Origin of the sequence: Mycobacterium bourgelatii (assembly GCF_010723575.1) — a bacterium.
Lineage (GTDB): Bacteria > Actinomycetota > Actinomycetes > Mycobacteriales > Mycobacteriaceae > Mycobacterium > Mycobacterium bourgelatii.
The window spans coordinates 225,934-246,653 of sequence record NZ_BLKZ01000002.1; the positions used below are offsets into that span (position 1 = coordinate 225,934).

At 63.8% G+C, this 20,720-nt stretch carries 20 protein-coding genes and 3 pseudogenes; 7 read left to right on the top strand and 16 right to left on the bottom strand.

Going from position 1 to position 20,720, the window contains the following annotated elements:
* Nucleotides 1-52: 52 nt before the first annotated feature.
* From G6N68_RS26110 to G6N68_RS26140, 7 genes and pseudogenes are all read right to left on the bottom strand, one after another.
* Nucleotides 53-1,783: pseudogene (locus G6N68_RS26110) on the bottom strand (IS1634 family transposase).
* Nucleotides 1,784-1,932: 149 nt separating this feature from the next.
* Nucleotides 1,933-2,955 (bottom strand): DNA topoisomerase IB, encoded by a 1,023-nt coding sequence (locus tag G6N68_RS26115; RefSeq protein WP_163719109.1) that lies wholly within the window; start codon nucleotides 2,953-2,955, stop codon nucleotides 1,933-1,935.
* Between the two features lie 80 nt (nucleotides 2,956-3,035).
* On the bottom strand, nucleotides 3,036-3,308 hold the full coding sequence (locus tag G6N68_RS26120; RefSeq protein WP_371871732.1) for a DUF6328 family protein: 273 nt from the start codon (nucleotides 3,306-3,308) through the stop codon (nucleotides 3,036-3,038).
* Nucleotides 3,275-4,412: pseudogene (locus tag G6N68_RS26125) on the bottom strand (IS3 family transposase). The gene G6N68_RS26120 and the pseudogene G6N68_RS26125 overlap by 34 nt, the downstream one beginning before the upstream one ends.
* Nucleotides 4,413-4,487: 75 nt before the next feature.
* A pseudogene (locus G6N68_RS26130) lies at nucleotides 4,488-4,814 on the bottom strand (DUF6328 family protein); the annotation flags it as partial.
* 98 nt (nucleotides 4,815-4,912) lie between these two features.
* Nucleotides 4,913-5,311: a heme-binding protein gene (locus G6N68_RS26135; RefSeq protein WP_163719111.1), complete on the bottom strand. Its 399-nt coding sequence runs from the start codon at nucleotides 5,309-5,311 to the stop codon at nucleotides 4,913-4,915.
* 360 nt (nucleotides 5,312-5,671) lie between these two features.
* Nucleotides 5,672-6,040 carry an STAS domain-containing protein gene (locus G6N68_RS26140; RefSeq protein ID WP_163719112.1) on the bottom strand — a complete coding sequence of 123 codons (369 nt, stop codon included), beginning with the start codon at nucleotides 6,038-6,040 and terminating at the stop codon, nucleotides 5,672-5,674.
* A 182-nt stretch (nucleotides 6,041-6,222) separates the two neighbouring features.
* On the opposite strand from G6N68_RS26140, the gene G6N68_RS26145 reads away from it, so the two are divergent.
* The 6 genes from G6N68_RS26145 (at nucleotide 6,223) to G6N68_RS26170 (ending at nucleotide 11,867) form a co-directional block, all read left to right on the top strand.
* Nucleotides 6,223-7,107 carry an STAS domain-containing protein gene (locus G6N68_RS26145; protein WP_163719113.1) on the top strand — a complete coding sequence of 295 codons (885 nt, stop codon included), beginning with the start codon at nucleotides 6,223-6,225 and terminating at the stop codon, nucleotides 7,105-7,107.
* A gap of 30 nt (nucleotides 7,108-7,137) precedes the next feature.
* Nucleotides 7,138-7,527 (top strand): STAS domain-containing protein, encoded by a 390-nt coding sequence (locus G6N68_RS26150; protein WP_163719114.1) that lies wholly within the window; start codon nucleotides 7,138-7,140, stop codon nucleotides 7,525-7,527.
* The gene (locus G6N68_RS26155) at nucleotides 7,517-7,927 is read left to right on the top strand and encodes an anti-sigma regulatory factor (RefSeq protein WP_069417977.1); all 411 of its coding nucleotides are present in this window, start codon (nucleotides 7,517-7,519) and stop codon (nucleotides 7,925-7,927) included. Before G6N68_RS26150 ends, G6N68_RS26155 begins: the two co-directional genes overlap by 11 nt.
* A gap of 2 nt (nucleotides 7,928-7,929) precedes the next feature.
* Nucleotides 7,930-8,556, top strand: coding sequence for a SpoIIE family protein phosphatase (locus G6N68_RS26160; RefSeq protein WP_163719936.1), 627 nt, complete (start codon nucleotides 7,930-7,932; stop codon nucleotides 8,554-8,556).
* Nucleotides 8,553-10,763, top strand: coding sequence for a SpoIIE family protein phosphatase (locus G6N68_RS26165; protein WP_163719115.1), 2,211 nt, complete (start codon nucleotides 8,553-8,555; stop codon nucleotides 10,761-10,763). Before G6N68_RS26160 ends, G6N68_RS26165 begins: the two co-directional genes overlap by 4 nt.
* Before the next feature lie 72 nt (nucleotides 10,764-10,835).
* A complete protein-coding gene (locus G6N68_RS26170) occupies nucleotides 10,836-11,867 on the top strand; it encodes an iron-containing redox enzyme family protein (protein ID WP_163719116.1) in 1,032 nt (343 codons plus the stop codon).
* Nucleotides 11,868-11,952: 85 nt separating this feature from the next.
* Here the strand turns inward: G6N68_RS26170 and G6N68_RS26175 are convergent, their stop codons facing one another.
* From G6N68_RS26175 to G6N68_RS31680, 9 genes are all read right to left on the bottom strand, one after another.
* Entirely contained in the window at nucleotides 11,953-12,153 is a 201-nt protein-coding gene (locus G6N68_RS26175) for a CDGSH iron-sulfur domain-containing protein (protein WP_163719117.1), read from the bottom strand.
* A complete protein-coding gene (locus tag G6N68_RS26180; RefSeq protein WP_163719938.1) occupies nucleotides 12,150-12,842 on the bottom strand; it encodes a HemK2/MTQ2 family protein methyltransferase in 693 nt (230 codons plus the stop codon). Before G6N68_RS26180 ends, G6N68_RS26175 begins: the two co-directional genes overlap by 4 nt.
* A 65-nt stretch (nucleotides 12,843-12,907) precedes the next feature.
* Complete coding sequence (locus tag G6N68_RS26185) at nucleotides 12,908-13,462, bottom strand: type 1 glutamine amidotransferase domain-containing protein (protein ID WP_163719118.1); 555 nt, start codon at nucleotides 13,460-13,462, stop codon at nucleotides 12,908-12,910.
* Between the two features lie 11 nt (nucleotides 13,463-13,473).
* Nucleotides 13,474-14,643 carry a zinc-dependent alcohol dehydrogenase gene (locus G6N68_RS26190; protein ID WP_163719119.1) on the bottom strand — a complete coding sequence of 390 codons (1,170 nt, stop codon included), beginning with the start codon at nucleotides 14,641-14,643 and terminating at the stop codon, nucleotides 13,474-13,476.
* A complete protein-coding gene (locus G6N68_RS26195; RefSeq protein ID WP_240355906.1) occupies nucleotides 14,640-15,539 on the bottom strand; it encodes an SRPBCC family protein in 900 nt (299 codons plus the stop codon). The genes G6N68_RS26190 and G6N68_RS26195 overlap by 4 nt, the downstream gene beginning before the upstream one ends.
* 89 nt (nucleotides 15,540-15,628) lie before the next feature.
* Nucleotides 15,629-16,615: an LLM class F420-dependent oxidoreductase gene (locus G6N68_RS26200; RefSeq protein WP_163719121.1), complete on the bottom strand. Its 987-nt coding sequence runs from the start codon at nucleotides 16,613-16,615 to the stop codon at nucleotides 15,629-15,631.
* A gap of 50 nt (nucleotides 16,616-16,665) precedes the next feature.
* On the bottom strand, nucleotides 16,666-17,130 hold the full coding sequence (locus G6N68_RS26205) for a GatB/YqeY domain-containing protein (RefSeq protein WP_163719122.1): 465 nt from the start codon (nucleotides 17,128-17,130) through the stop codon (nucleotides 16,666-16,668).
* A 110-nt stretch (nucleotides 17,131-17,240) separates the two neighbouring features.
* Nucleotides 17,241-17,885, bottom strand: coding sequence for a group II intron maturase-specific domain-containing protein (locus tag G6N68_RS31675; RefSeq protein WP_205351521.1), 645 nt, complete (start codon nucleotides 17,883-17,885; stop codon nucleotides 17,241-17,243).
* Complete coding sequence (locus tag G6N68_RS31680) at nucleotides 17,882-18,613, bottom strand: reverse transcriptase domain-containing protein (protein WP_205351522.1); 732 nt, start codon at nucleotides 18,611-18,613, stop codon at nucleotides 17,882-17,884. The genes G6N68_RS31675 and G6N68_RS31680 overlap by 4 nt, the downstream gene beginning before the upstream one ends.
* 595 nt (nucleotides 18,614-19,208) lie before the next feature.
* On the opposite strand from G6N68_RS31680, the gene G6N68_RS26215 reads away from it, so the two are divergent.
* A complete protein-coding gene (locus G6N68_RS26215; RefSeq protein WP_240355908.1) occupies nucleotides 19,209-20,711 on the top strand; it encodes a DUF7847 domain-containing protein in 1,503 nt (500 codons plus the stop codon).
* Nucleotides 20,712-20,720 lie beyond the last annotated feature (9 nt).

A 20,720-nucleotide genomic window follows, 5' to 3' on the forward strand; every position in this document is an offset into this window, starting at 1 on the left:
CTGGTTTGGTGATGAGTGTGCCGTGACCTGGGGTTTTGTGTTGTCTGCATGACTACTTGTAGCCCAGGCGGTGGGTGAGGCCGAGTAGTTCGAAGGCGTGGTGTTGTAGTGCGGTGGGGGTGGTGAATTTGGTGAACGTGGGCATGTCGTCGGCGGGCTGGATGTGGCTGGCGCAGATGGTGGCTAGGTCGGCGAGCAGGCTGGTGAAGCTGTGCACCGGGGTGTCGTCGGTGGTGCGTTTGCGGGAGGCTTTGGCTAGGGCGGCATCGGAACGTTGAGCGGGGCAACGGGTTGGTGCGTTTGGCGGCGGCTGCGGGTTTGTCGTGGTCGCGAAACAGCAGGGGGGCCAGGGCTTGTTTCATGTGCCAGCTGATGTAGTAGGACAGCATGCGTAGGAACATGTGGGCGCGGACCCGGTCGGCGAGGTGGTGGCGGATGGGTCGCACGTCAAGTTCACTGTTGAGGGTCCGGAAGAAGCGTTCGACGTCTTCGAGTCCCTTGTAGCGCAACACCACATCGTCACGGCCCAGGGCGGATTTGGGCAGGTTGGTACGCAGCACGTAGATGCCGTCGAGGGCGGCTTCGGCGGCGATGGCGTCTTCGTTGCGGGTGAAGGTGAATGAGTTGTCGGTGATGGTGATGTGGAAGTGTTTGGCCATCTTGTAGTGGTTGATCACCTTGCCTACCCGTAGCGCGATATCGTCTTTGCCGCGCAAGGGTCGGCGGGTTCGGGTGGTGGCGTCGGTAATGGCGGTGAGTTGTTTTTCGGTGGCGGCCAACAGGTCTTGGCGTTTTTGGGTGCGCTTTTGAGCTAGAGCGGGGTTGTGGCAGCAGACCAGGCGTTCGCCGGGATAGTCCGGGGAGTTGATCTCAGCGAGGTCGTGTTCGTCGAACAAGCTCAGCTGCAGGGCGTCGGCTTGCACAAGGGCCTTGATCTGCGGGGCGCGCAGCGCGGTGATCCAGTCCAGACCGGCAGGGCGTAGTTCCTCGGTGATGCGCGCGCTGGTGATCATGCCGCGATCGCCGACAAGGGCCACCCGCGACAGTCCGAACCGGTTTTCAGCTTATTGATTTGGGCGGTCAACGTTTTCGGGTCAGCGGTGTTGCCGTCGAACACTTCGATGGCAACCGGTATCCCGGCGGTGGTGGCCAGCAGCCCGTAGACGATCTGCAAACGTCCTTTGACCCCGTCACGGGCGTGTCCGATCTTGCCCAGGGGGCAGGTGCGGCCCTCAAAGGCCGCCGAGGACACGTCGTAGAGCACTAGGGTGCCATCGTTCAGATGCCGGGCGGCCAGCGCGGTTTCGATGGCATCTTTGCGGGCCAGCGCCCAGTCCATCGCCGCGTACAGGTCGTCCTCATCGGCCCCACTGACCCCCAGCACCTCGCCCAGTGAGCTGGTGGCGGTCTGGGTGCGCAAACCGCGTGCGGTGGCCAGCTTGGATTCCGGGGCGATGACCTGGGCTACCAGCATCGCGGTGACCAGGTCGCGCCGCCGCGATGGTGTCGCGTCGATGAGATCTTCGACGCCCAGGGTCCGGGCGGTGCCCAGCACTGCGGCCACGTGCCCATGGGGCAGGCTGCGGGAGACCTCAAACGACTCGGCCAGATCCCGCGTGGCCGGCAGGCCTTTGAGGGCACGCTGTAGCTTTTCCACCTTGCGCTCGGGCCAGTGTGACAAGTTGGCCAGGGTGCGTGTTTTGACTTTGCCGTTGTCGCGGTAGGACTCCCGCAACAGCACCGCTGGCGGTGACCCACGGTTGGGAACCCGAGTCACGTACATGATTACTTTATATCAACTTATCCGCGCTATATCTACGATATGCCAAGTTAACACGCCGAGCAATGCCATGATAATACATGACTACATTAGTACGCCCGCATGAACGCCAAACACCTGCTCACGAACAACATCGGGGATTCAGAACCCACTCAGCGGGGGGAACTACGGATTAGCGTCCGCGTCGCTTTCTCCAGGATCTCCTGCCCGGCGGCCGGTTCGCGGGCCCGCTCCGCGCGGCGCGCCGCGTTCGCAATCGTCATGCCCTGCCGATAACCCGTCACCACCCGCGGATCCACATAGGAGCCGCGTGCCACCGCCGGCGTGTTGCCCAGTTCCTCGGCGACTTCCTTCATTACTGCCGATTCCACTCGTTTGGCCACCCGCTGCGACACCGCCGGGTCGGCGTCGGCAAATGCCGCCGCCGCCAGCACGGTGCCGTGCCAGGTACGCAGGTCCTTGACGCTGTAGTCATCGCCCACCAACTCCTTGAATCGCGCGTTCAGGTCATCGGATCGAATGTCGGTCCACCCATTTGCAGTGCGGCACACCAAGAGTCGTTCGGTGCAGTCGGTGCGCCGGACGAGCGCACCCACTGCTCGCACCACTTGCGGGTCCTCGATCTCCCACGTGCGCCGCACTCCGCTCTTCGCCGGGAAGTCGAACTCGACCACGCTGCGCCGCACCGTCACGTGCTCACACAGCAAGGTGGACAGCCCGTAGGACTCGTGCACCTCGGCGTACTCCTCGCCGCCGGCGCGGAAATACCCCTGGTCGAGCAGGTGCAGCGCCAGTGCCAGCACGCGATCCCGCGTCAGGCCCCGGCCGCCGAGATCCCGCGCAATATGCTCCCGCCACGCGGGCAACTGTTTCGACAGTTCGAGCACGCGGTCAAACTTCTCCTCGGCTCGCTCCTGCTGCCACGCTTGGTGATACAGGTACTGTCGTCGCCCGGCGGCATCGGTTCCGACGGCCTGGATGTGGCCGTTGCGGTACGGCGCGATCCACACGTTTTTCCATGCCGGCGGAATGACCAACTCCTTGATCCGCTGCAGGGTTTCGGCATCCTTCCGGTCGGAAAGCAGCCGACCGTTGGGCGCGTAATACGCAAAGCCTTTGCCTCGGCGCTTGCGTTTAATCCCCGGCTTGTCCAGCACGCTGCGACGCAGTCGCATATCGCTCCTTAAATCCCATCAATCACACGGGAATTACCCGCGCGGCGAATGGTTCACACCCGCGTGTTTTGTTGATCCGGCTATTCGCCCGACTGCCGGCCTGGCAAGTGCAGATTGCGGGTACGCAACGCGAACGGCAGCACGACCCAGGCCACGGCGAATAACGCCAAGACGCAGCCCCCGGCGATAAGAGCCGCCGCGGTGCCGGCGACCGCCTCGAAAATGATGATCGCCACCCCGGTCAATGCCAGACCGAGCAGCAGCAGCCCAACGTACGCGCACCGGTGCGCTGAGGGGGACCCGTTTGATGGTCCAGTCGCTATGCGGCTTGCGGTTGGTGGGTCGTGGTCCACTGTAGGGCGAACTCGGCTGGGGTGAGCCCATTGTGGGCGGAGTGAGGCCGGTTGGCGTTGTAGTCGATTCTCCAATCTTCGATGATGATTTGGGCTTCTTGCAGGGAGTCGAAGCGCCAGGAGTTGAGTAGCTCGTCGCGCAGTCGGCCGTTGAATGACTCGATCCAGGCGTTCTGCCAGGGGGGATCCGGGATCGATGAATAGCGAGCCGGTGCCGTTGAAGCGGCACCAGTCGTTGACAGCATGGGCGATGAACTCGGGTCCGTTGTCGAACCGCACGTAGGCCGGTGCCCCATGCATCAGGGCCAGACGGTCAAGGACGTCGACCACGCCGTCGGCGTTGATGGCCCGGTCGACTTCGATCGCCAGGGCTTCGCGGGTGAACTCATCGATTACGTTGAGCATCTTCAACGTTCGTCCGTCGGCGGTGGTGTCGAACTGAAAGTCCATCGCCCAGATCGCATTCGGGCGGATCGGGCACATCGCCCCGACCTGCGCACCGATGCCGGTCAAGCGTTTCTTCCTGCGGCGCTGCGGAACCCGCAGGCCTTCCTCGCGCCACAGGCGGCGGATGCGCTTGTTGTTGACCTTCCAGCCAGCTCGCCGTGCCGCGATCGCAGCACGGCGCCATCCAGCGGGGCCGCTGGGTGGAGAACGCGCGTAGCCAGGCCCGCAATTGGGCCTCCTCATCGCTGATCGGTGGTGGTTGTAGACGCATGGTGGAACGGTGGATGCCGACCACCGCGCACGCCCGCCGTTCGGAGACCCCGAACCGCTCGCGCAGCATCGCCGCGGCGCTGCGCTTGCGGTTCGGGGTCAGAAGTTTCCCGACGAGATCTCCTTGAGCATGTCGATGTCAAGGGCCTGGTTGGCGACCAGCTTCTTGAGCCTGGCGTTCTCGGCCTCAAGTTCCTTGAGGCGTTTGGCGTCGCTGGCCTTCATCCCGCCGTACTGGGCGACCCAGCGATGCCAGGTCGACTCGGTGATCTCGAGGTGGCGACACACTTCGCTGAGTTGCTGCCCGGTTCCAAGGAGCTTGTTGCCCTCGGCGAGCTTGCGGATGATCTGATCCGGCGTGTGCCGCCGGCGCTTGTTCGTTGCCATGTCGTCGTCGATTCTTCCTGCCCGAACACTCGGGCATCAGAGTCCCACAACGACTGGACCACTACGACGGGCTCACCTCAGCGCAGCGGATACCAGCACGACAAGACGGTGGCGACGAAACAGCAAGCGGTGCATGCCCACCGGGGCGATCAGAAGTACCGTCGCGGCAATCGAACAACCCACCGTTGCCAGGTAGACCACCCGCATTTCGTCGCTCAACACGTTGAAACGCTCCTGGAACGGCAGCGTCAACAAAAAGCCGGTGAGCAACTGCACACCGGTCTGCACCACCCTCAGTTCCTGCAGGAGGCTATTCCAGTTGCGGTCGAGCCGTTCGGCCTCGGTTTCGCCGCGCGCGCGTTGATCCCACGGCTGATCATTTTCTGGATGATCCACATCCATGTCGTGATCATGGCACCGGCACGCGCAAAGGGAAACGGCCCGCCACAAGATCGTGGCGAGCCGTTCCGGTGATTCGTCGGAAAACCAGTCCGAACGAATCAGCCGGCCATGAATTCGTGGTAGGCCGACTCCAAGTGCGGCGGCAACACCGACACACTGCACTGACGCTCGGTCTCTCCGATCGGCGACAGGATTCCGCGCAGGTCGTAGTACTCGTTGGGATGCGCGGTGAAGTAACTGCGAATGTTGGCAGCCGCCTCCCCACGCGGCTGGCCGTAGGCGGACGTAACCACCTGGTTGGCGCCCGGGTGGGTGGAAAGGTACTGCTCTGCAGCGCCGCGCACAGACGACACCGTGCCGTTCACAGCTTCGGGACTACAGTCGGGCGCAGCCGCCGCCATCGGCGCACTGATAACACCCATTGCCATTCCCCCGAGCAGACAACCGGCGCTCACACCGGCAACTCGCCGGCGCGCGACGATACTGCTGAATTTCATAGTGGTTCCTTCGAATGTGCGAATTTTGATTTCGCGTGGTGATCGCCGCCCGCATAGAGAGGCAAATGAATCACCACAGTCGGGCAAGGGACCGCCCGAGGCCCCGAAATCCAAAGTAGCGGAGACTAAAGCGGCACCCCGGTGTTGTTCGCGCTCAACGAACAGCAGCATCCGGTAATCAGGGTTCGACGGCGTGACGCATGCAACGGATGTGGCAATTTTTGTTAAGCGATCGCCAAATAAGCGGGCGGATAATGAGAATTCTTAGAAAGTCGTCCAAATCCTTAAGAGAACGTGATCTTGATTCGTGACGCAACCGTTATCCCAGTGCCGTCCAAGCGTGCACCTTGAGCCACGCGGCTAGCGGTTCAGCTTGCCGTCCCGAACACCGCTGAGGGCATCATCGAGCGTGGGGTACAGCGGGAAGGTCTTGTCCAGACCGGTCAGGTGAATCGGTCTCCTGGTAGCCGGACCGCGAGCCACCACACCGAATTCGGCGGTGTCGCCAAGCTTCTCGAACGTGGCCGCCAGAATCTTCAGGCCCACCGAGCCGAGAAACTCCACCGCGGAAAGGTCGATCACCAGCGCCTGCGGATTCTCCGCTACCACTGCGCCGATGGCTTCTTCGAGGGCCGGGGCGGTGACCAAGTCGATCTCGCCGCCGACGCTGAGCACAGCGACCCCATCGTGGTCCGCGACCGTGGCGGTGATCGAATCAGGAGCTGACAATGCGCGATCCCCTCCACTTCGAGCCTGACGTGTGACCAAGCGTGTTGCAAGCCTAACCCGCGGTGCTAACTGCGAGAAGAAGAACACCTCAACACGTAACACTGTGATGTTCAGGCTAGTCTCCCCATAGGAAGTGCGTTCCTGCGAAATGCGTCGCGCACTGGGAGGCCTTGGGAGGTCACATGTCAGATTTGCCCTCGGATTCCAACAGCACCACTGCGACCGCGCAGACGGTCAGTGAAGGTTTGCTGCCCCAGCTGGTCCAGCACTTGAGACGCAACCGAACTGGTTTGCGTGAGGAATGGGCGCGCAGGATCACCGAGGCCGAACTGCTGACCGCGATGACGCCCGAGGAAATCTTCTCCGAGGCGACCGCCGTGTACGACAACTATGTCGAGGTGCTCGAGACGGGAAGTGTCGAGGCGCTGCAGGACTATGCGCGTGACCTATCGGAACGCATCATCCCGCGAGGCGTGGAGACCGACGAGGTACTTGGCATCGTGCTGCTGCTGCGCGACGTGCTGGCGCGGTCGCTGTTCGAGAAGTACCAAACCGACTTCGAGATGCTGAATCGCGTTCTGGATGCCTATGAACCGGCGGCCAACCGCATCGCCAACACGGTGGGCGTCAGCTTCGTCCAGGAACGCGAACGCATCATTCGTCAACAGCAGGAAGCCATTCGCGAGCTGTCCACCCCAGTGCTGCAGGTGCGGGAGCAGCTGCTGATTCTGCCGATCATCGGCGTGCTCGACAGCCAGCGCGCCCGCCAGGTCACCGAACAGCTGCTACGGGCCATTCGCGCCAACCGCGCAAAGGTCGTCGTCATCGACATCACCGGTGTGCCGACCATCGACTCGACCGTGGCCAACCACCTCGTGCAGACCGTCGACGCGTCGGGGTTGATGGGCGCCAGCGTGATCATCACCGGCCTGTCGTCCGAGATCGCACTCACCCTGGTGACCATCGGACTGGATTTGTCGAAGATGAACGCCGTCGGCGACCTGCAGGGCGGCATCGAAGAGGCTGAACGGCTGCTGGGTTACGAAGTCACCCGGACCAGCGACTGATCGCAGCAGGCACAACATCCAAGAGCAGCCATGCCAGTACCAATTCTGAAACAGGGCGCGGTCCTGATCGCCACCGTCCAGGCCGCACTGACCGACTCGGACACCGAGAAGCTGCGCGAAGACCTGATGGAGCGGGTCAGCCAATCTCGTGCGCAAGGGATCGTCGTCGACCTCACGGCAATCGACGTGATGGACTCGTTCGCTGCTCGGTCCCTGCGCACCATCGCCCACATGACCCGGCTGCGCGGCGCCGACACCGTCATCGTGGGTCTGCAGCCCGAAGTGGCTTTCGCGATGGTGCAACTCGGACTCGCCTTCGACGATATGAGTACGGCGCTGGACCTGGAAGAAGGCATCGCGCTGCTGGAAAAGAAACGCGGCCTCGGGAAATCAATGATCGGGCGCGACGGTGGCGGATGACAACGTGGTTGCGATCAACAACCCCGATGACATCGTTGCCGCACGCAAAGCCGGCCATCAGCTTGCTCTAGAACTCGGGTTCACGTTGACCGACGTGACAATGATCGCCACCGCGATCTCCGAGATCGCCCGCAACATCACCAGCTATGCCGGGCGCGGCGCGGTTCGAGTCGCTGTCGCCGAGCGGGAGGGACGTAAGGCCCTGGTGGTACGCGCCGAGGACGAAGGTCCCGGCATCGCCGATATCGAGCGGGCCATGGAAGACGGCTATTCGACCGGGCGTGGCCTCGGCATGGGGCTGCCGGGCGCCCGGCGCTTGATGGACCGGCTGATCGTGGAGTCCAAGTTGGGCAGCGGGACGGTCGTCGAGATGTGGAAATGGGTCCCGACCCGTGTATGACCATGCGTGACAATGGTCGCTTCGGGCCCGTCGAATGGGCGACCGCAGGTCGCCCACGACCCGGCGAGCACGACTGTGGTGACCAGTCACTGGCCGTCTCGATCGACGACGATGCCGCTCTGTTCGGCGTTCTGGACGGGCTCGGTCATGGTCCGGCCGCCGCGAGTGCGGCAACATCAGCGGTGGAGGCACTGAAGAACGCCCGCGGGGAGCGGCTCGAAGTATTGATGCAGCTCTGCCACCGGGTGTTGGGCGGCACGAGGGGGGCGGCGATGACGCTGGCACGAATCGACTTCGCGGCCGGCGCGCTGACCTGGACCGGGATCGGAAACGTCACGGCCAACCTGGTGGCAAAGTCGGTCAGCGGCGTGGACATCCGTTCCAGCGTGCGCCTGACCGGCGGCATCGTCGGCTTCCGGAATCCGGATATCACACCGGCAAAATGCGTCCCCATTCGTCCCGGTGACCTGCTCGTCATCGCCTCTGACGGGATCAGCGACGATCACCTGGACCACGTCGACTTCGCCGCCTCCGCCACCACCATCGCCGAGCAGATATTGGTAAAACACAGCAAAGACGCCGACGATGCGATGGTGCTCGCCGCCCGTCATAGAGGCCGCACGATATGACCGACGCCGACGATTTCCAGACGCAGTATGTCGCCGCGTTGCGCGCTTACCTGGACACGCGCGACGAGGACAGCCTGGCCGTGGGCCACGAGCTGGGCCGACGGGCGCTGCAGGAGCAGATCAGCATTCTCGACATCATCGAGAACCACTTCCGGTTCCTCGCCGAGCTGGAGGCGGACTCCGAAATCCGCCCCGGAAACTCCCTGGAATTCCTCTTGCAAACGTTGGCCACCCTCGACATCGCTACTCGCGGATTCCTCGACGGCACAAAGCGATACGAAGAACAGCGCGCCCGTGCCGAGGGTCTGGCCGACCGCGACCGATTCCGCACCGCCTTGGTGAACTCGCTGCAGGAAGGCTTCTTCGTCGCCGACCATGACGGGGCCGTCATCGAGATCAACCACGCCTTCACCGAAATCCTCGGCTTTGCCCCCGATGGCCTGCCATACACGTGGCCCCACCCGTGGCTGGTCGACAAGAAGACCGCTGCCCAGCAACAAGATCTGGTTCGATCCCAGGGCAGCGCGCAGTACGAGACACCGGTCCGGCACCGCGACGGCCACCTCGTATGGGTGGCGACCAGCATCAATGCGGTGCGCGGGCCGGCCACGGATCACGACGTCTACGTCGGCACCGTTCGTGACATCACCGCGGAGCGGGCGTTTGCCGCTCGCGAGAGCGCGGTGCTGCGATTGGCCACCGCCGTTGGTGTGGCCAAGAGTGTGGCCGAGGTATTGGCGATCACCCTCGAAGAATGCCGAACCGCGGTCGACGTCCACCGGGTTGTGGCGGTCATGTGGCCCCCCGGCGACGGCGAGCCGACCGTCCAGGTAGCCGGTAGCCCGTCCGAAACCCCTTGGCGTCAGTTAGATCCGTTGCTACGGCAGATATTTCAGGATGCGCGCCAACAATTACCGCTGACCGCCAGGACGGTCGAATGGCCCGACGCACCCGGTAAGGCCCGGGGACTGGTCGCGGTGTTGTCCGGGGCCGCGGACGTCGCATTGTGGTTGGAGCTGCGGGTACCTCGCTATGTGATAGCCGAGGACAGGCTCTTGGTCACGGTCCTCATCGGGCATCTGAGCCTGGCCATCCAGCACGTTCGACAGTTCGAAAGCGCCCGTGAAACATCGCTGACCCTGCAACGTGCCATGCTGCCGCCGGTCGAGCCGCCGGCAGGGTTCGCCGTCCGATATGAACCGGCCGTCCCGCCACTTGAGATCGGCGGCGACTGGTATGACGTACTGCCGATCGACGACCACCGCATCGGCATCGTCGTCGGCGACTGCGTGGGCCGCGGGCTGCCGGCCGCTGCGATCATGGGCCAGTTGCGCAGCTCGGCACGCGCCCTGTTGCTCACCGGGGCCCGTCCGGGGCTGCTACTGGAGCAGCTGGATGCGGCCGCGGCGCTGATCCCGGATGCTTATTGCACGACGGTGTTCCTGGCGATCCTGGATACGCAAAGCGGAATCCTGGAGTACAGCAACGCCGGGCACATGCCGGCCGTGCTCGTTGGGCCGCAGTCCGATTCCGTCTCGGAGCCAACGTTTTTGACCGACGCCGGGTCGGTGCCGCTGGCGGTACGCCGAAATGAAACCCGCCCCCAAGCCTCGCGGGTGCTGTTGCCGGGGTCGACGCTGATGTTCTTCACCGACGGCCTGGTGGAGCGGAAACACGAATCGATCGATGACGGCCTCGCGCGGGTCGCCACTGTCCTGGCCGACACGGTCACGCTACCCATCAACGCGGTCGCCGATGTCGTGCTGGCGCAACTGGCTCCGCAAAGCGGCTACGACGATGATGTCGCGATGGTGGTCTACCGCCACCAAATCGCGCCGCTGCTTGTCGAAACACCCGCCAGCGCACAAGAATTGGCCGGCATCCGGCATCGGCTGACATCCTGGCTGATGGCGGGCGACGTGAGCGATGAAAAGATTAACGACATCGTGCTGGTGCTCAGTGAGGCCTGCACCAACTGCGTCGAACACGCCTACCAGGGACACGACGTCGGGAGCATGCGGTTGGAGGCCGAATTCGCCGACGACGAGATCCGTGCTCGCGTCATCGACACCGGTTCCTGGAAGCCACCGGCCCCCAATCCTGGCAATAGTGGGCGGGGACTGGTGTTGATGAAGGCGATCAGCGAATCAATGAACATCCAAACCACTCCGCGCGGAACTACTCTGGAGTTCAGCTTTCGGCGGTGACCCGTCGCATAAGGCCAGCCAGTTTGACCCGACGCATGAGGGGTATCCACGAGCGTGACTTTCGCATCGATCATGCCTAGCAAAGACGAACGCAGCGTTGCGGCTGAGCCAAACCTGCCGGCTGGCTACGGCCCCCTGTCGATCGCCGTTCGCCGTGCCCTGACCGGTCCTGCGCCCCGCGACCAGTTCGCTCGTATCAGCGCATCAGTAGGCGACGTCGATCCGTATGGACTGGACCTGCAGTTGGCGTTGTACATGTGCTACGAGCTGCACTACCGCGGCTTCGCCGGAGTGGATCCGATGTGGGAGTGGAACCCCGCGCTGCTCCACCTGCGAGCCGAGTTGGAGCGAGCGTTCTTGGCGAGCGTGCGACGCGACGTCGGACCTATCGAACCCCACCACACCGCGGCGGCCGAAATGGAGGCGATCTCGGTCGAGCCGCCAGACGGTACCGGACCCTCGTATTACCTGCGCGACAGCGGCACCTGGCAGCAGATGTGTGAGTATTTCGTGCACCGGTCGCTGTACCACCTCAAAGAGGGCGATCCGCATGCCTGGGCCATTCCACGCCTGACGGGCCGGGCGAAGGCGTCGTTCGTCGCAATCGAGTTCGACGAATTCGGCGCGGGACACGGCTCGCGACTGCACCAACAACTCTTCGCCGACCTGTTGGACGCGGCCGGACTGGATTCCACGTACCTCGCCTACCTCAACGTTGCTACGGCCGAGTCATTGGCCGTCGTCAACATCATGTCGCTCTTCGGGTTGCACCGCCGGTTGCGCGGCGCGACCATCGGACACTTCGCGGCCACCGAGATCACCTCGCCGCCGGGTTCGGCACGCTTGGTCGCCGCGTTACGCCGGATGGAGGCCCCAGAGGCTTGCGTCAGGTTCTACAGCGAGCACGTGGAAGCAGATGCGGTACATGAGCAAGTGGTGCGCCACGACGTGGTGGGCGATCTCGTTGCCCGCGAGCCACAAATCGAAAGCGACATCGTGTTCGGGATGCGCGCCCACGCCCTCGTCGAAAACCGTTTGGCGGACTGCATGCTTGAGGCATGGCAGGCCGGCCGATCTTCCCTGCGGCCGCCGTTGTTCGGCTAGTCCGCTAGGGCGCTAGGGCGCTGGGAAGCGCGAAATCCCCCGAAAGATAACGACTTTCGGGGGATATTCGTCTACTAAGACAGGTCTAGCCAGCGGCCTTTTTCGGCACCCGGCACCTGCGGTGGCTGGTATCGCACAACGGATATTCCTTGCTGCGCCGACAGGTACAGATCGCCACCATGAACCGGTCGGACTCGACGACGCGGCCTCCGGGGGTCTCGACGCTGACGGGCCCGGAAACCAGGACCGGGCCATTGGGGATCACCTGCACCCTGGTCGTACTCACGATTTGTCCGCCCGTATCACGACGATCTCCTCTTCCCGGCAGCCACGAGGCACCTGGCCGGTTTCCTCGAGCCAGGCCGCACGGGCCGATAGTACCGGGCCGAAAGGTATCAATTGAGAAGCAACGACTTTCGCTTCCAATCCCGACGCACGCAAAGCGTCCAGTGACTCTTCCACACCGGCGAGCGCCGACTGCACCAGCAGCAGAGATCCGTCGTCGGACAACAGCTTCGGAGCAGACTCGCACAACGGATCGAGAACCAGTCGACCGTCCGGCCCGGCATTCCAGGCCCAAGAGGGTCCGGCGGCAGCGTCGATGATTTCGTCGTCGGCGTCGGGCGGGGTCGGGACGTACGGCGGGTTGGACACCACTACGTCGAACGGACCGCAATCGAGCGCCTTGACCCACGATCCCTGCCGGACGTCCACTTTTACCCCGGCACCGGCCGCATTGCCGCGTGAGTTGCGCACGGCGTGCGGGCAGATGTCGAACGCGGTGACGCTGGCGCACCCCATTTCAGCGGCGGAGATTGCAATAAAGCCGCTTCCAGTACACAGGTCCAATACCCTGCGTTTTGGGATCAAGCCCGACTTTCGCATCGCGCTGACTAGCAGGCGCGAGTCGTGCTGTGGCCGATAAACGGGTTCAGCGATCAGTGTGTCGCCCGGACCGGGGCACGTGATTGTCATGGCCTCATTAATGCCCGCAAAATAGTGCGTTAAAACCAAAAGTGCGACCACTCATAGCTGGACACTCAACTCGCTGAACTCTGGACCAATTCCTTGACTATCCTCGTGCAGAAGGCCTCTAGGTCCTTTGGCGACCGACTGGTAATGATGTTGCCGTCGACGACAACCTCCTCGTCGACCACGTTAGCGCCCGCATTTTTCAGGTCGGTGCGGATGCTCGGATACGACGTCAACGTGCGTCCTCGAATGACGTCGGCCTCTACCAACGTCCAGGGACCATGACAGATCGCCGCGACAGGCTTTCCGGATTCGACGAATCCGCGAACGAAGGAGACGGCGGTTTCGTCCTTGCGGAGCTTGTCCGGGTTGACCGTGCCGCCGGGCAGCACCAGACCGTCGAATTCGTCAACCGCGGCGTCCGACACGGCGCGGTCGACGGTGAAGGTCCCGGCCGGTTCCAGATCGTGGTTGCGTGCTTGAATTTCACCCGTTTGCAACGAGAGCACCTCGACTCGAGCACCTGCTTCCTGAAGCACCTTGCGCGGTTGCTCCAGCTCGACCTTCTCGACGCCATCCGCAGCCAGTATGGCAATCTTCTTGCCCTGCAACTCGTCTGACATAGCGTGCTCCTTTACGGTTTGAGGATGACCTTGGTGCAGTTGTCCTGTTTGTGCTTGAAGATCTCGTAGCCGTGCGGCGCCTGGTCCAGTTCCAGGTGATGGCTGATGATCATGGTGGGGTCGATCTCGCCTTTGCGGATCAGTTCGAGCAGGGGGCGCATATACCGGTGCACATGGCACTGGCCCGTCTTGATGGTGAGCGAGCGGTTCATCACTGCGCCGATCGGAAACTTGTCCATCAAGCCGCCATACACCCCGACGATCGAGATCGTGCCGCCGTTGCGGCAACTCATCGCAGCTTCCCTAAGAGCATGTGGGCGTTCGGTTTCCAACCGCATGGCTTGCTTTACCCGATCATAGGCATCCACCGCAGTGGTGGAGTTGCGTGCCTCCATTCCGACCGCGTCGATGCAATGATCGGGACCGCGTCCGGCCGTCATGTCTTGCAGTTCCTCGAGCACCGATGTTTCGGCGAAGTTGAGTGGGGTCGCACCCAGCTTCTTGGCAAGCTCCAATCGATATGGAACTTGGTCGATGGCAACGACTTTGGCTGCGCCCAACAACAGCGCACTCACCATCGCGAACAGCCCCACCGGCCCGGCGCCCCAGACCGCGACGATGTCGCCGGACTTGATGTCGCACATCTCGGCACCCATGTAACCGGTGGGCAAGATGTCAGACAGGAAAAGCACCTGGTCGTCGGTCAGATCGTCGTCAACCTTCAGCGGCCCCACGTCGGCGAAAGGCACGCGCGCGTATTCCGCTTGCCCGCCGGCAAAGCCGCCCAGCATGTGGGAATACCCGAACAGCCCTGCAGGAGAATGGCCCATCAACTTTTCGGCGATGCCTGCATTCGGATTCGAGTTCTCACACAATGAATAAAGATCGCGCTCACAGGCCGAGCACGCGCCGCAGGCGATGGGAAACGGCACCACCACTCGGTCGCCTGCCCTCAAATTAGTAACTCCCTTGCCGACTTCGACGACCTCGCCCATGAACTCATGGCCCAGCACATCGCCACGCTGGACGGTCGGGATGTAGCCGTCGTAGAGGTGTAGGTCCGAGCCGCAGATCGCCGTCGAGGTGATGCGCACGATGGCATCGCGATCGTTGAGGATGGTCGGGTCCGGAACCGTCTGCACTTCGACGCTGTTGCGTCCCGCGTAAACCGTGGCCTTCATCGACTCGCCCCTTCAGGTTGCGCCGCCTGCTGATGCATCTGCCGGAACGCTGCGGTGCCCTCGGGTGACCCGTCCGAACGCATGACCTGACCCGTCTCCAGGATCTGTTTGAAGCGGCGCAGGTCATCGTTGACTTGCTGGTCGGGCGACTCGCCCAGCAGCGTGGCCCCCGCCTTGGCCACTGCGCCGCCGGGGAGGTGGTACCCGATCGCAACACGAACTTCGGTGCCGTCACCGGCGCTATCCGGCGCGAAGTCGACACAGCCCCCGTTCTGAATGCCGGAGCCGGGCAGTGACTGCCAGGCAATGCGTTTGTTCGGCATGTCTTCGGTGAGCTGTGCGTCCCACCGAATGGGCTGTCCCACGGGCGCTTTCGCGGTCCAATGCGAGCGGCCGTCGGAGCTGGTGGTCACCGACTCAAGGTGGTACATGAAGCTAGGCAGGTTCTCCAGCTCGCGCCAAAAGCGATAGACCTCCTCCAAAGGCCGCCGCACGGTGATGGCGGCGCGCAACGTCTGATGCCGCGGGGCATTTGCATGCCGACCGGTGTCCGACTGGCCGTTGCCGCCCGAGGCGCGCAGGGCGGCGTAGAGGTCTGCTCCGCCAATGGCAGTCAAAGCGACGGCGGTCAGGGCACCCCGCCTGCGGCGCCCGGCAGCGTCGCCGTTGCTCCGCCGGAGGCCGGTTACCAGTAACGCGATATCCAGCGCGTCGCCGGCCACCCTCGTCCACACCAGTTTCGGCGAGCCAAGCAACAACGCCGCGCCGTGGCCGCACTCACGTATGCCGAGTGCTCGGGTCACCGTGCGTGTTCGTTGGCTGTCGTCGATGCCGGCGAGCGCGGCGACCTTTCCGGGGGCCAGCACTTCGCTGAGACCCAGCCCCAAGCTGGCCACACCGAGCCCCTTGACCAATGCTGATGTTGAATTCGTGCCGGGTCCACTCATGGTCCAACCGCATACCCCTGCGACGGTGAGCCAAACGTTCAGCCGGCGGCCTCGCGCAGCGCTTTGAGCAATGGCTCGGCGGCTTCCTTGACGAACAGCTCCTGCGATTCGCCGCCAATCTGCAGCAATGCGATGTCGGTGAACCCGGTTTCCCAGTAAGGCTTGACGGCCTCGACGATCGCATCGAGGTCCGGGCCGCACGGAATGTTTTCGGCGACGTCCTCGGGACGAACGAACTGGGTAGCCGCGGCGAAACCCGCCGGCGTCGGCAAGTCGGCGTTGACGCCCCAGCCGCCCCCAAACCAGCGAAACTGATCGCGAGCACGCTCGACGGCCGTATCGCGGTCGGGATCCCAGCAAATCGGTATCTGTCCGATCACCCGCCCGCCCCCGGCCATTCCGGCCGCCTGGCGTACCGAGTGCCAGGCATCCACCAATCCACCGTCGGGTTCCACCGCAACCAGATGGTCGGCGAGTTTGCCCAACTTGTCGATGGACTTCTTGCCGCTCATGGCAACCGCGAGGCCGACGGGCACATCTGGGACGTCCCAGAGGCGCGCGGAATCAACCTGAAAGTACTCGCCGGTGAAGTTCACCAGGCGCCCACCGAAAAGCTCGCGGATGATCTTGATGGCCTCACGCAGCATGTCGTGGCGTCGCTCGACCATTGGCCAGCCTTTGCCGACCACGTGTTCATTGAGGTTTTCGCCGCTCCCCAGTCCCAGCGTGAACCGACCGTCGGCCAGGATCTGCACGGTCGCCGCCTGCTGGGCAACGATCGCCGGGTGATAGCGCATGGTCGGACAGGTCACGTAGGTGTAGAGATCGACTTGCTGTGTCGCGTGGGCGACAGCGCCCATGACCGCCCAGGCGTTTGGTGCGTGTCCCTGTGACGTCAGCCACGGCGAGAAATGGTCGCTGCACACCTCAAAGTCAAAGCCGTGTTCTTCGGCCGATACCGCGTCGCGCACAAGGCTTTTCGGGTCACTTTGCTCTGTCATCAGGGTGTAGCCGAACCGCGTCATAACTCCCGGGTACCCCGGCCACCCTGCCGCAAACGGCGGCGAGACTGCCGCTAGAGCCGCTCTTTGACCGCCGCCGACAGGCGCGCCCCGTCTGCCTTTCCTTCGGCTATCGCGGTAGCGGCCTTCATCACCAGACCCATCTGCTTCATGCTGGGCCGCTCACCGATCTGCTCCGCCACCTGGGCGATCGCGGTGTCGACCACGTCGGCCACCTCGGCGTCGTTGAGTTGCGTCGGCAGATATTCGTCGATGATTCGCGCCTCGGCGTGCTCGTTGGCGGCGAGCTCGCCACGGCCGTTTTGGGTGTAGATCTCGGCCGCCTCACCGCGCTTCCGGGATTCCCTGGCCAGCACCTTGAGCACTTCCTCGTCGGTGAGTTCTCTTGCCTGCTTGCCCGAGACTTCCTCGGTCTGGATAGCGGCCAGCAGCATGCGCAAGGTGGCGGTTCGCAGCTTGTCCTGCGCCCGCATCGACTCGGTCAGGTCGGACCGCAGCCGGGACTTGAGTTCTGCCATTGGTAGTCAGGGGCGCGGTGTCCACAGTGTGGATCCGTTTCCCCATCCCCCTTTCAATCCGTGCGTGCGATTTTCCCGCACACGGCTTACCGATGATCTTCTAGACATGGTTACGCAGCCTTTGGGTAGCGGATGGTGCCACCAAGCCGGTGCAGGCCGTGCCCGTTAAACCACTTCTCGGTCCACTGATCTGCTTGTCCAGCACGCAGATTGCGGCCCCGCTTCTTGACCATCAAGCGGAACAGCCGCCACCAGACGTACCGGTCGATCTGGCGGAACTTCTCAGCGGCATTACCGGTACGAAAGTAGTTTCCCCAGCCGCGAAGAATCGGCGTCAACTCCGCGATCACATCACGGATATCGAGACCGACCCGGGTACGACCGGTGCGATCGCGCACCTTGGCCCGCAACCGGGCCATCGCCGCTTGGCTGGGCCAACGGTGCAAGTAGTAGCGGATCACTCGCTTTTGCTCCCACAGCCGTCCCGACATACGCGCCCGGAAATGACAACCCAGAAAATCCAGGCCCTCACGTCCTGCCCGCAGGTCAACCACCTTCGTCTTCTCCGGATGCAGCCGCAACCCCAACGACGCCAGGACTTCTCCCACCGCCGCCAAAGCGTGCTCAGCTTGCGCCGCCGTGCGGCACAACACCACACCATCATCGGCGTAACGCACCAACTCACCCACCCCACGGGCAGCGAGTTCAGTGTCGAGCACATGCAGATAGATATTGGCCAACAACGGCGAGATCACCCCGCCCTGCGGGTGCCCGCGACCGTCCGCTGGGCCACCCCCTCGACCAACACCCCTGCTTGCAGCCACAAACGCAGCAGTTTGAGCACCCGCCGATCCGAGACCCGCCTACCCACCTCGGCAAGTAGACGCTCGTGGTCGATCTCGCCGAAGAAATTAGCGATATCGAACTCGACCACAAACACCTGGCCCTCGATGAACCCGGTCCGCAAGCGTTCCTTAGCCATCACCGCCGACCGCCTCGGCCGAAACCCATACGAGCACGGCAAAAAGTCCGCCTCGAAAATCGGTTCCAACACGATCTTGGCCGCCGCCTGAGCCACCCGGTCTCGCACCGTAGGAATCCCCAACGGCCGCTTACCACCTCGTGGTTTCGGAATCTCCACACGCCTGGCTGGCGCGGGAAGATACACACCCTCGCGAAGGTCACGACGCAACTCGCGCAACATGCGGTCCACGCCGTAGTCCTCCACCGCGGCCACGGTGATCCGATCCACCCCGGCCGCCCCCTTGTTCTTACGCACCCGCTCCCACGCCTCCCACAGGACGTCACCCCTGTAGATACGGTCATACAGGGCGTGGAAACGCCGACCCTCAGACTGCTTGGCCGCAGCCCATAGCACCCGTTGCAGTTGTTGCACTTTCACCGGCGACACCACCAACGGTTCGTCGTCGGCTACGGCAAGCGAAGGCCTGCCGGGGTAGTTGGACCGAGTCACCTCGGTCATGCCCTGATGCTTACCCGCTTCGCGCGCGTGATCAAAGCAGGGGCCCTTCCCTCCCGGCGTGTCTCTCACGCCGATCAGCGGTACTACGACCCCCTCGGACTCCCGCTGCCCTCCAAAGGATTTCACCATCGGCTTATACCTTTGGTCTTTGCCCGACGCAGGCTGGGCAGACGGGCCTCTCCTGTTCCCGACTGAACTATGTGCACGTGCCGCTCCCCGTACCCCGGAAGGACCCGCCAAGCTGACCCCGGACCAGGGCTCGACGGACATGGCCTTCGCCGTGACATGAGCGGCTCGGCTCCTACGTTGTACATCTTGACGAGGCTGCAGGACTCGCGCCTAATGGCACTACGGCCCGCACACTTGCTCCCTCCAAAGAGGCTTTTGACACCCCGCTTAGCCCGCCGCTTCTCAACGACGAACCGGGGCCTGCTACCCGGCGCTCCGGTACCTACCGGGACGGGACTCTCACCCGCTAGTTCAGTCCAGCTTGCAGGACGCAACATGACAGAGACGCTACGCGTCCTAGATTGTGAAATGACCAGACCGCCGACAGGATGGAGCCCATGACCTACGACGACGGCAGCTACCCAACGTGAGCACGCCGCCGCCCGACGATCCGGTCGAGCCGTCACCCGATGATTCGGGCCGCGAGCCAACCGGTGGCGCCGAGCCCACATATGGAGCATCGGGGGACGGTCCCGCGCCGACGGACGGCAGCCGATTCCCGGAGAGTCCCGGGTTTACGGATGGCCCCGGGCCCACGGCCGGACCGCCACCTGCGTACGGGCCGCCACCCGCGTACGGTCCACCACCCGCGTACGGTTCACCACCCGCGTACGGGGCACCAGCCGGGTATGGGGCGCCGCCCTCCTACGGGGGAACACCGCCTGGCTATGGCACGCCTCGGCCTGGCTACGGCCCGCAACCGCCTGGCTACGGCCCGCAACCGCCTGGCTACGGCGCGGCACCCGGTTACGGCGCGCCGCCACCCGGCTACGGCACTGCGCCACCCGGCTACGCCACACCCCCCGGCTACAGCGCGCCGCCACCCGGCTACGGCACACTCCCCGGATACGGCGCGCCCCCCGGTTATCCGTACGGCCCGCCCGTCGTGCCGCAAGCCGTCAAACCCGGGATCATCCCGCTGCGACCGCTGACCCTCAGCGACATCTTCAATGGCGCGGTCGGCTACATCCGCGCCAACCCCAAGGCGACCCTGGGAATGACCGCCATCGTGGTGGTCGTCATGCAGATCATCACGCTGGTCACCACGCTCGCGCCGTTGGCCGCGTACGGCAATTTCTCCACCGAGCCTCCGGACGAACTGACGGCGGCGGCGGTCGGCACCTGGTTCCTGTCCATCGGCGCCGGCCTGGTGGTCTCCTGGCTGGGCGGTGTGCTGCTCAGCGGCATGCTGACCTTCACCGTGGGACGTGCCGTGTTCGGGTCGCCCATCACCATCGGCGAGGTGTGGGCCAAAGTCCGCGGTCGCCTGCTGGCGTTGATAGGCCTGTCGATGCTCGAAGGGCTGGGCGTCGTGGTGATCGTCGGCCTGGTCATCGTGATCCTCGTGGGCGTCGCAGCCGTGGCCAATGGGGCCGTGGCGGTGCTGCTCGGCTTCCCGCTGCTGCTCATCGTGGTCCTGCTGCTGATCTATCTCTACACCGAGCTGCTGTTCGCGCCGGTGGCGATCGTGCTGGAGCGGCTGACCGTCTTCGAGGCGATCACCAGATCCTTCGCGCTGGTGAAGAACGGTTTCTGGCGCGTGCTCGGCATCCGACTGTTGGCGGCCATTGCGGTTGGCGTGGTCGGTGGCGCCGTGTCGGCGCCGTTCAGCATCGTCGGGGAGATCATGGTTGGTGTAACCGGGGAGCACGGGCCGACGATGATGCTCATCGGTACCACGCTGGCGTCCATCGGCGGAGCGATCAGCCAGATCATCACCGCGCCGTTCACCGCGGGGGTTGTCGTGCTGCTCTACACCGACCGCAGAATGCGCTCCGAGGCGTTCGACCTGGTGCTGCAGAGCGGCGCGCTGAGCGGGCCCGCCGCCGTGGAGTCCACCGACAACCTCTGGCTCACCAGGCCGGTCTGAGGACTGACG

Excerpts from the sequence above, each read along its gene's own strand:
- G6N68_RS26205 (WP_163719122.1), bottom strand. The coding sequence starts at position 17,130 with ATGGCAGAACTCAAGTCCCGGCTGCGGTCCGACCTGACCGAGTCGATG.
- G6N68_RS26180 (WP_163719938.1), bottom strand. The coding sequence starts at position 12,842 with ATGACAATCACGTGCCCCGGTCCGGGCGACACACTGATCGCTGAACCC.
- G6N68_RS26115 (WP_163719109.1), bottom strand. The coding sequence starts at position 2,955 with ATGCGACTGCGTCGCAGCGTGCTGGACAAGCCGGGGATTAAACGCAAG.
- G6N68_RS26170 (WP_163719116.1), top strand. The coding sequence starts at position 10,836 with ATGCCTAGCAAAGACGAACGCAGCGTTGCGGCTGAGCCAAACCTGCCG.
- G6N68_RS26145 (WP_163719113.1), top strand. The coding sequence starts at position 6,223 with ATGTCAGATTTGCCCTCGGATTCCAACAGCACCACTGCGACCGCGCAG.
- G6N68_RS26135 (WP_163719111.1), bottom strand. The coding sequence starts at position 5,311 with ATGAAATTCAGCAGTATCGTCGCGCGCCGGCGAGTTGCCGGTGTGAGC.
- G6N68_RS31680 (WP_205351522.1), bottom strand. The coding sequence starts at position 18,613 with ATGACCGAGGTGACTCGGTCCAACTACCCCGGCAGGCCTTCGCTTGCC.
- G6N68_RS26200 (WP_163719121.1), bottom strand. The coding sequence starts at position 16,615 with ATGACGCGGTTCGGCTACACCCTGATGACAGAGCAAAGTGACCCGAAA.
- G6N68_RS26165 (WP_163719115.1), top strand. The coding sequence starts at position 8,553 with ATGACCGACGCCGACGATTTCCAGACGCAGTATGTCGCCGCGTTGCGC.
- G6N68_RS26150 (WP_163719114.1), top strand. The coding sequence starts at position 7,138 with ATGCCAGTACCAATTCTGAAACAGGGCGCGGTCCTGATCGCCACCGTC.
- G6N68_RS26185 (WP_163719118.1), bottom strand. The coding sequence starts at position 13,462 with ATGTCAGACGAGTTGCAGGGCAAGAAGATTGCCATACTGGCTGCGGAT.
- G6N68_RS26160 (WP_163719936.1), top strand. The coding sequence starts at position 7,930 with ATGCGTGACAATGGTCGCTTCGGGCCCGTCGAATGGGCGACCGCAGGT.
- G6N68_RS26190 (WP_163719119.1), bottom strand. The coding sequence starts at position 14,643 with ATGAAGGCCACGGTTTACGCGGGACGCAACAGCGTCGAAGTGCAGACG.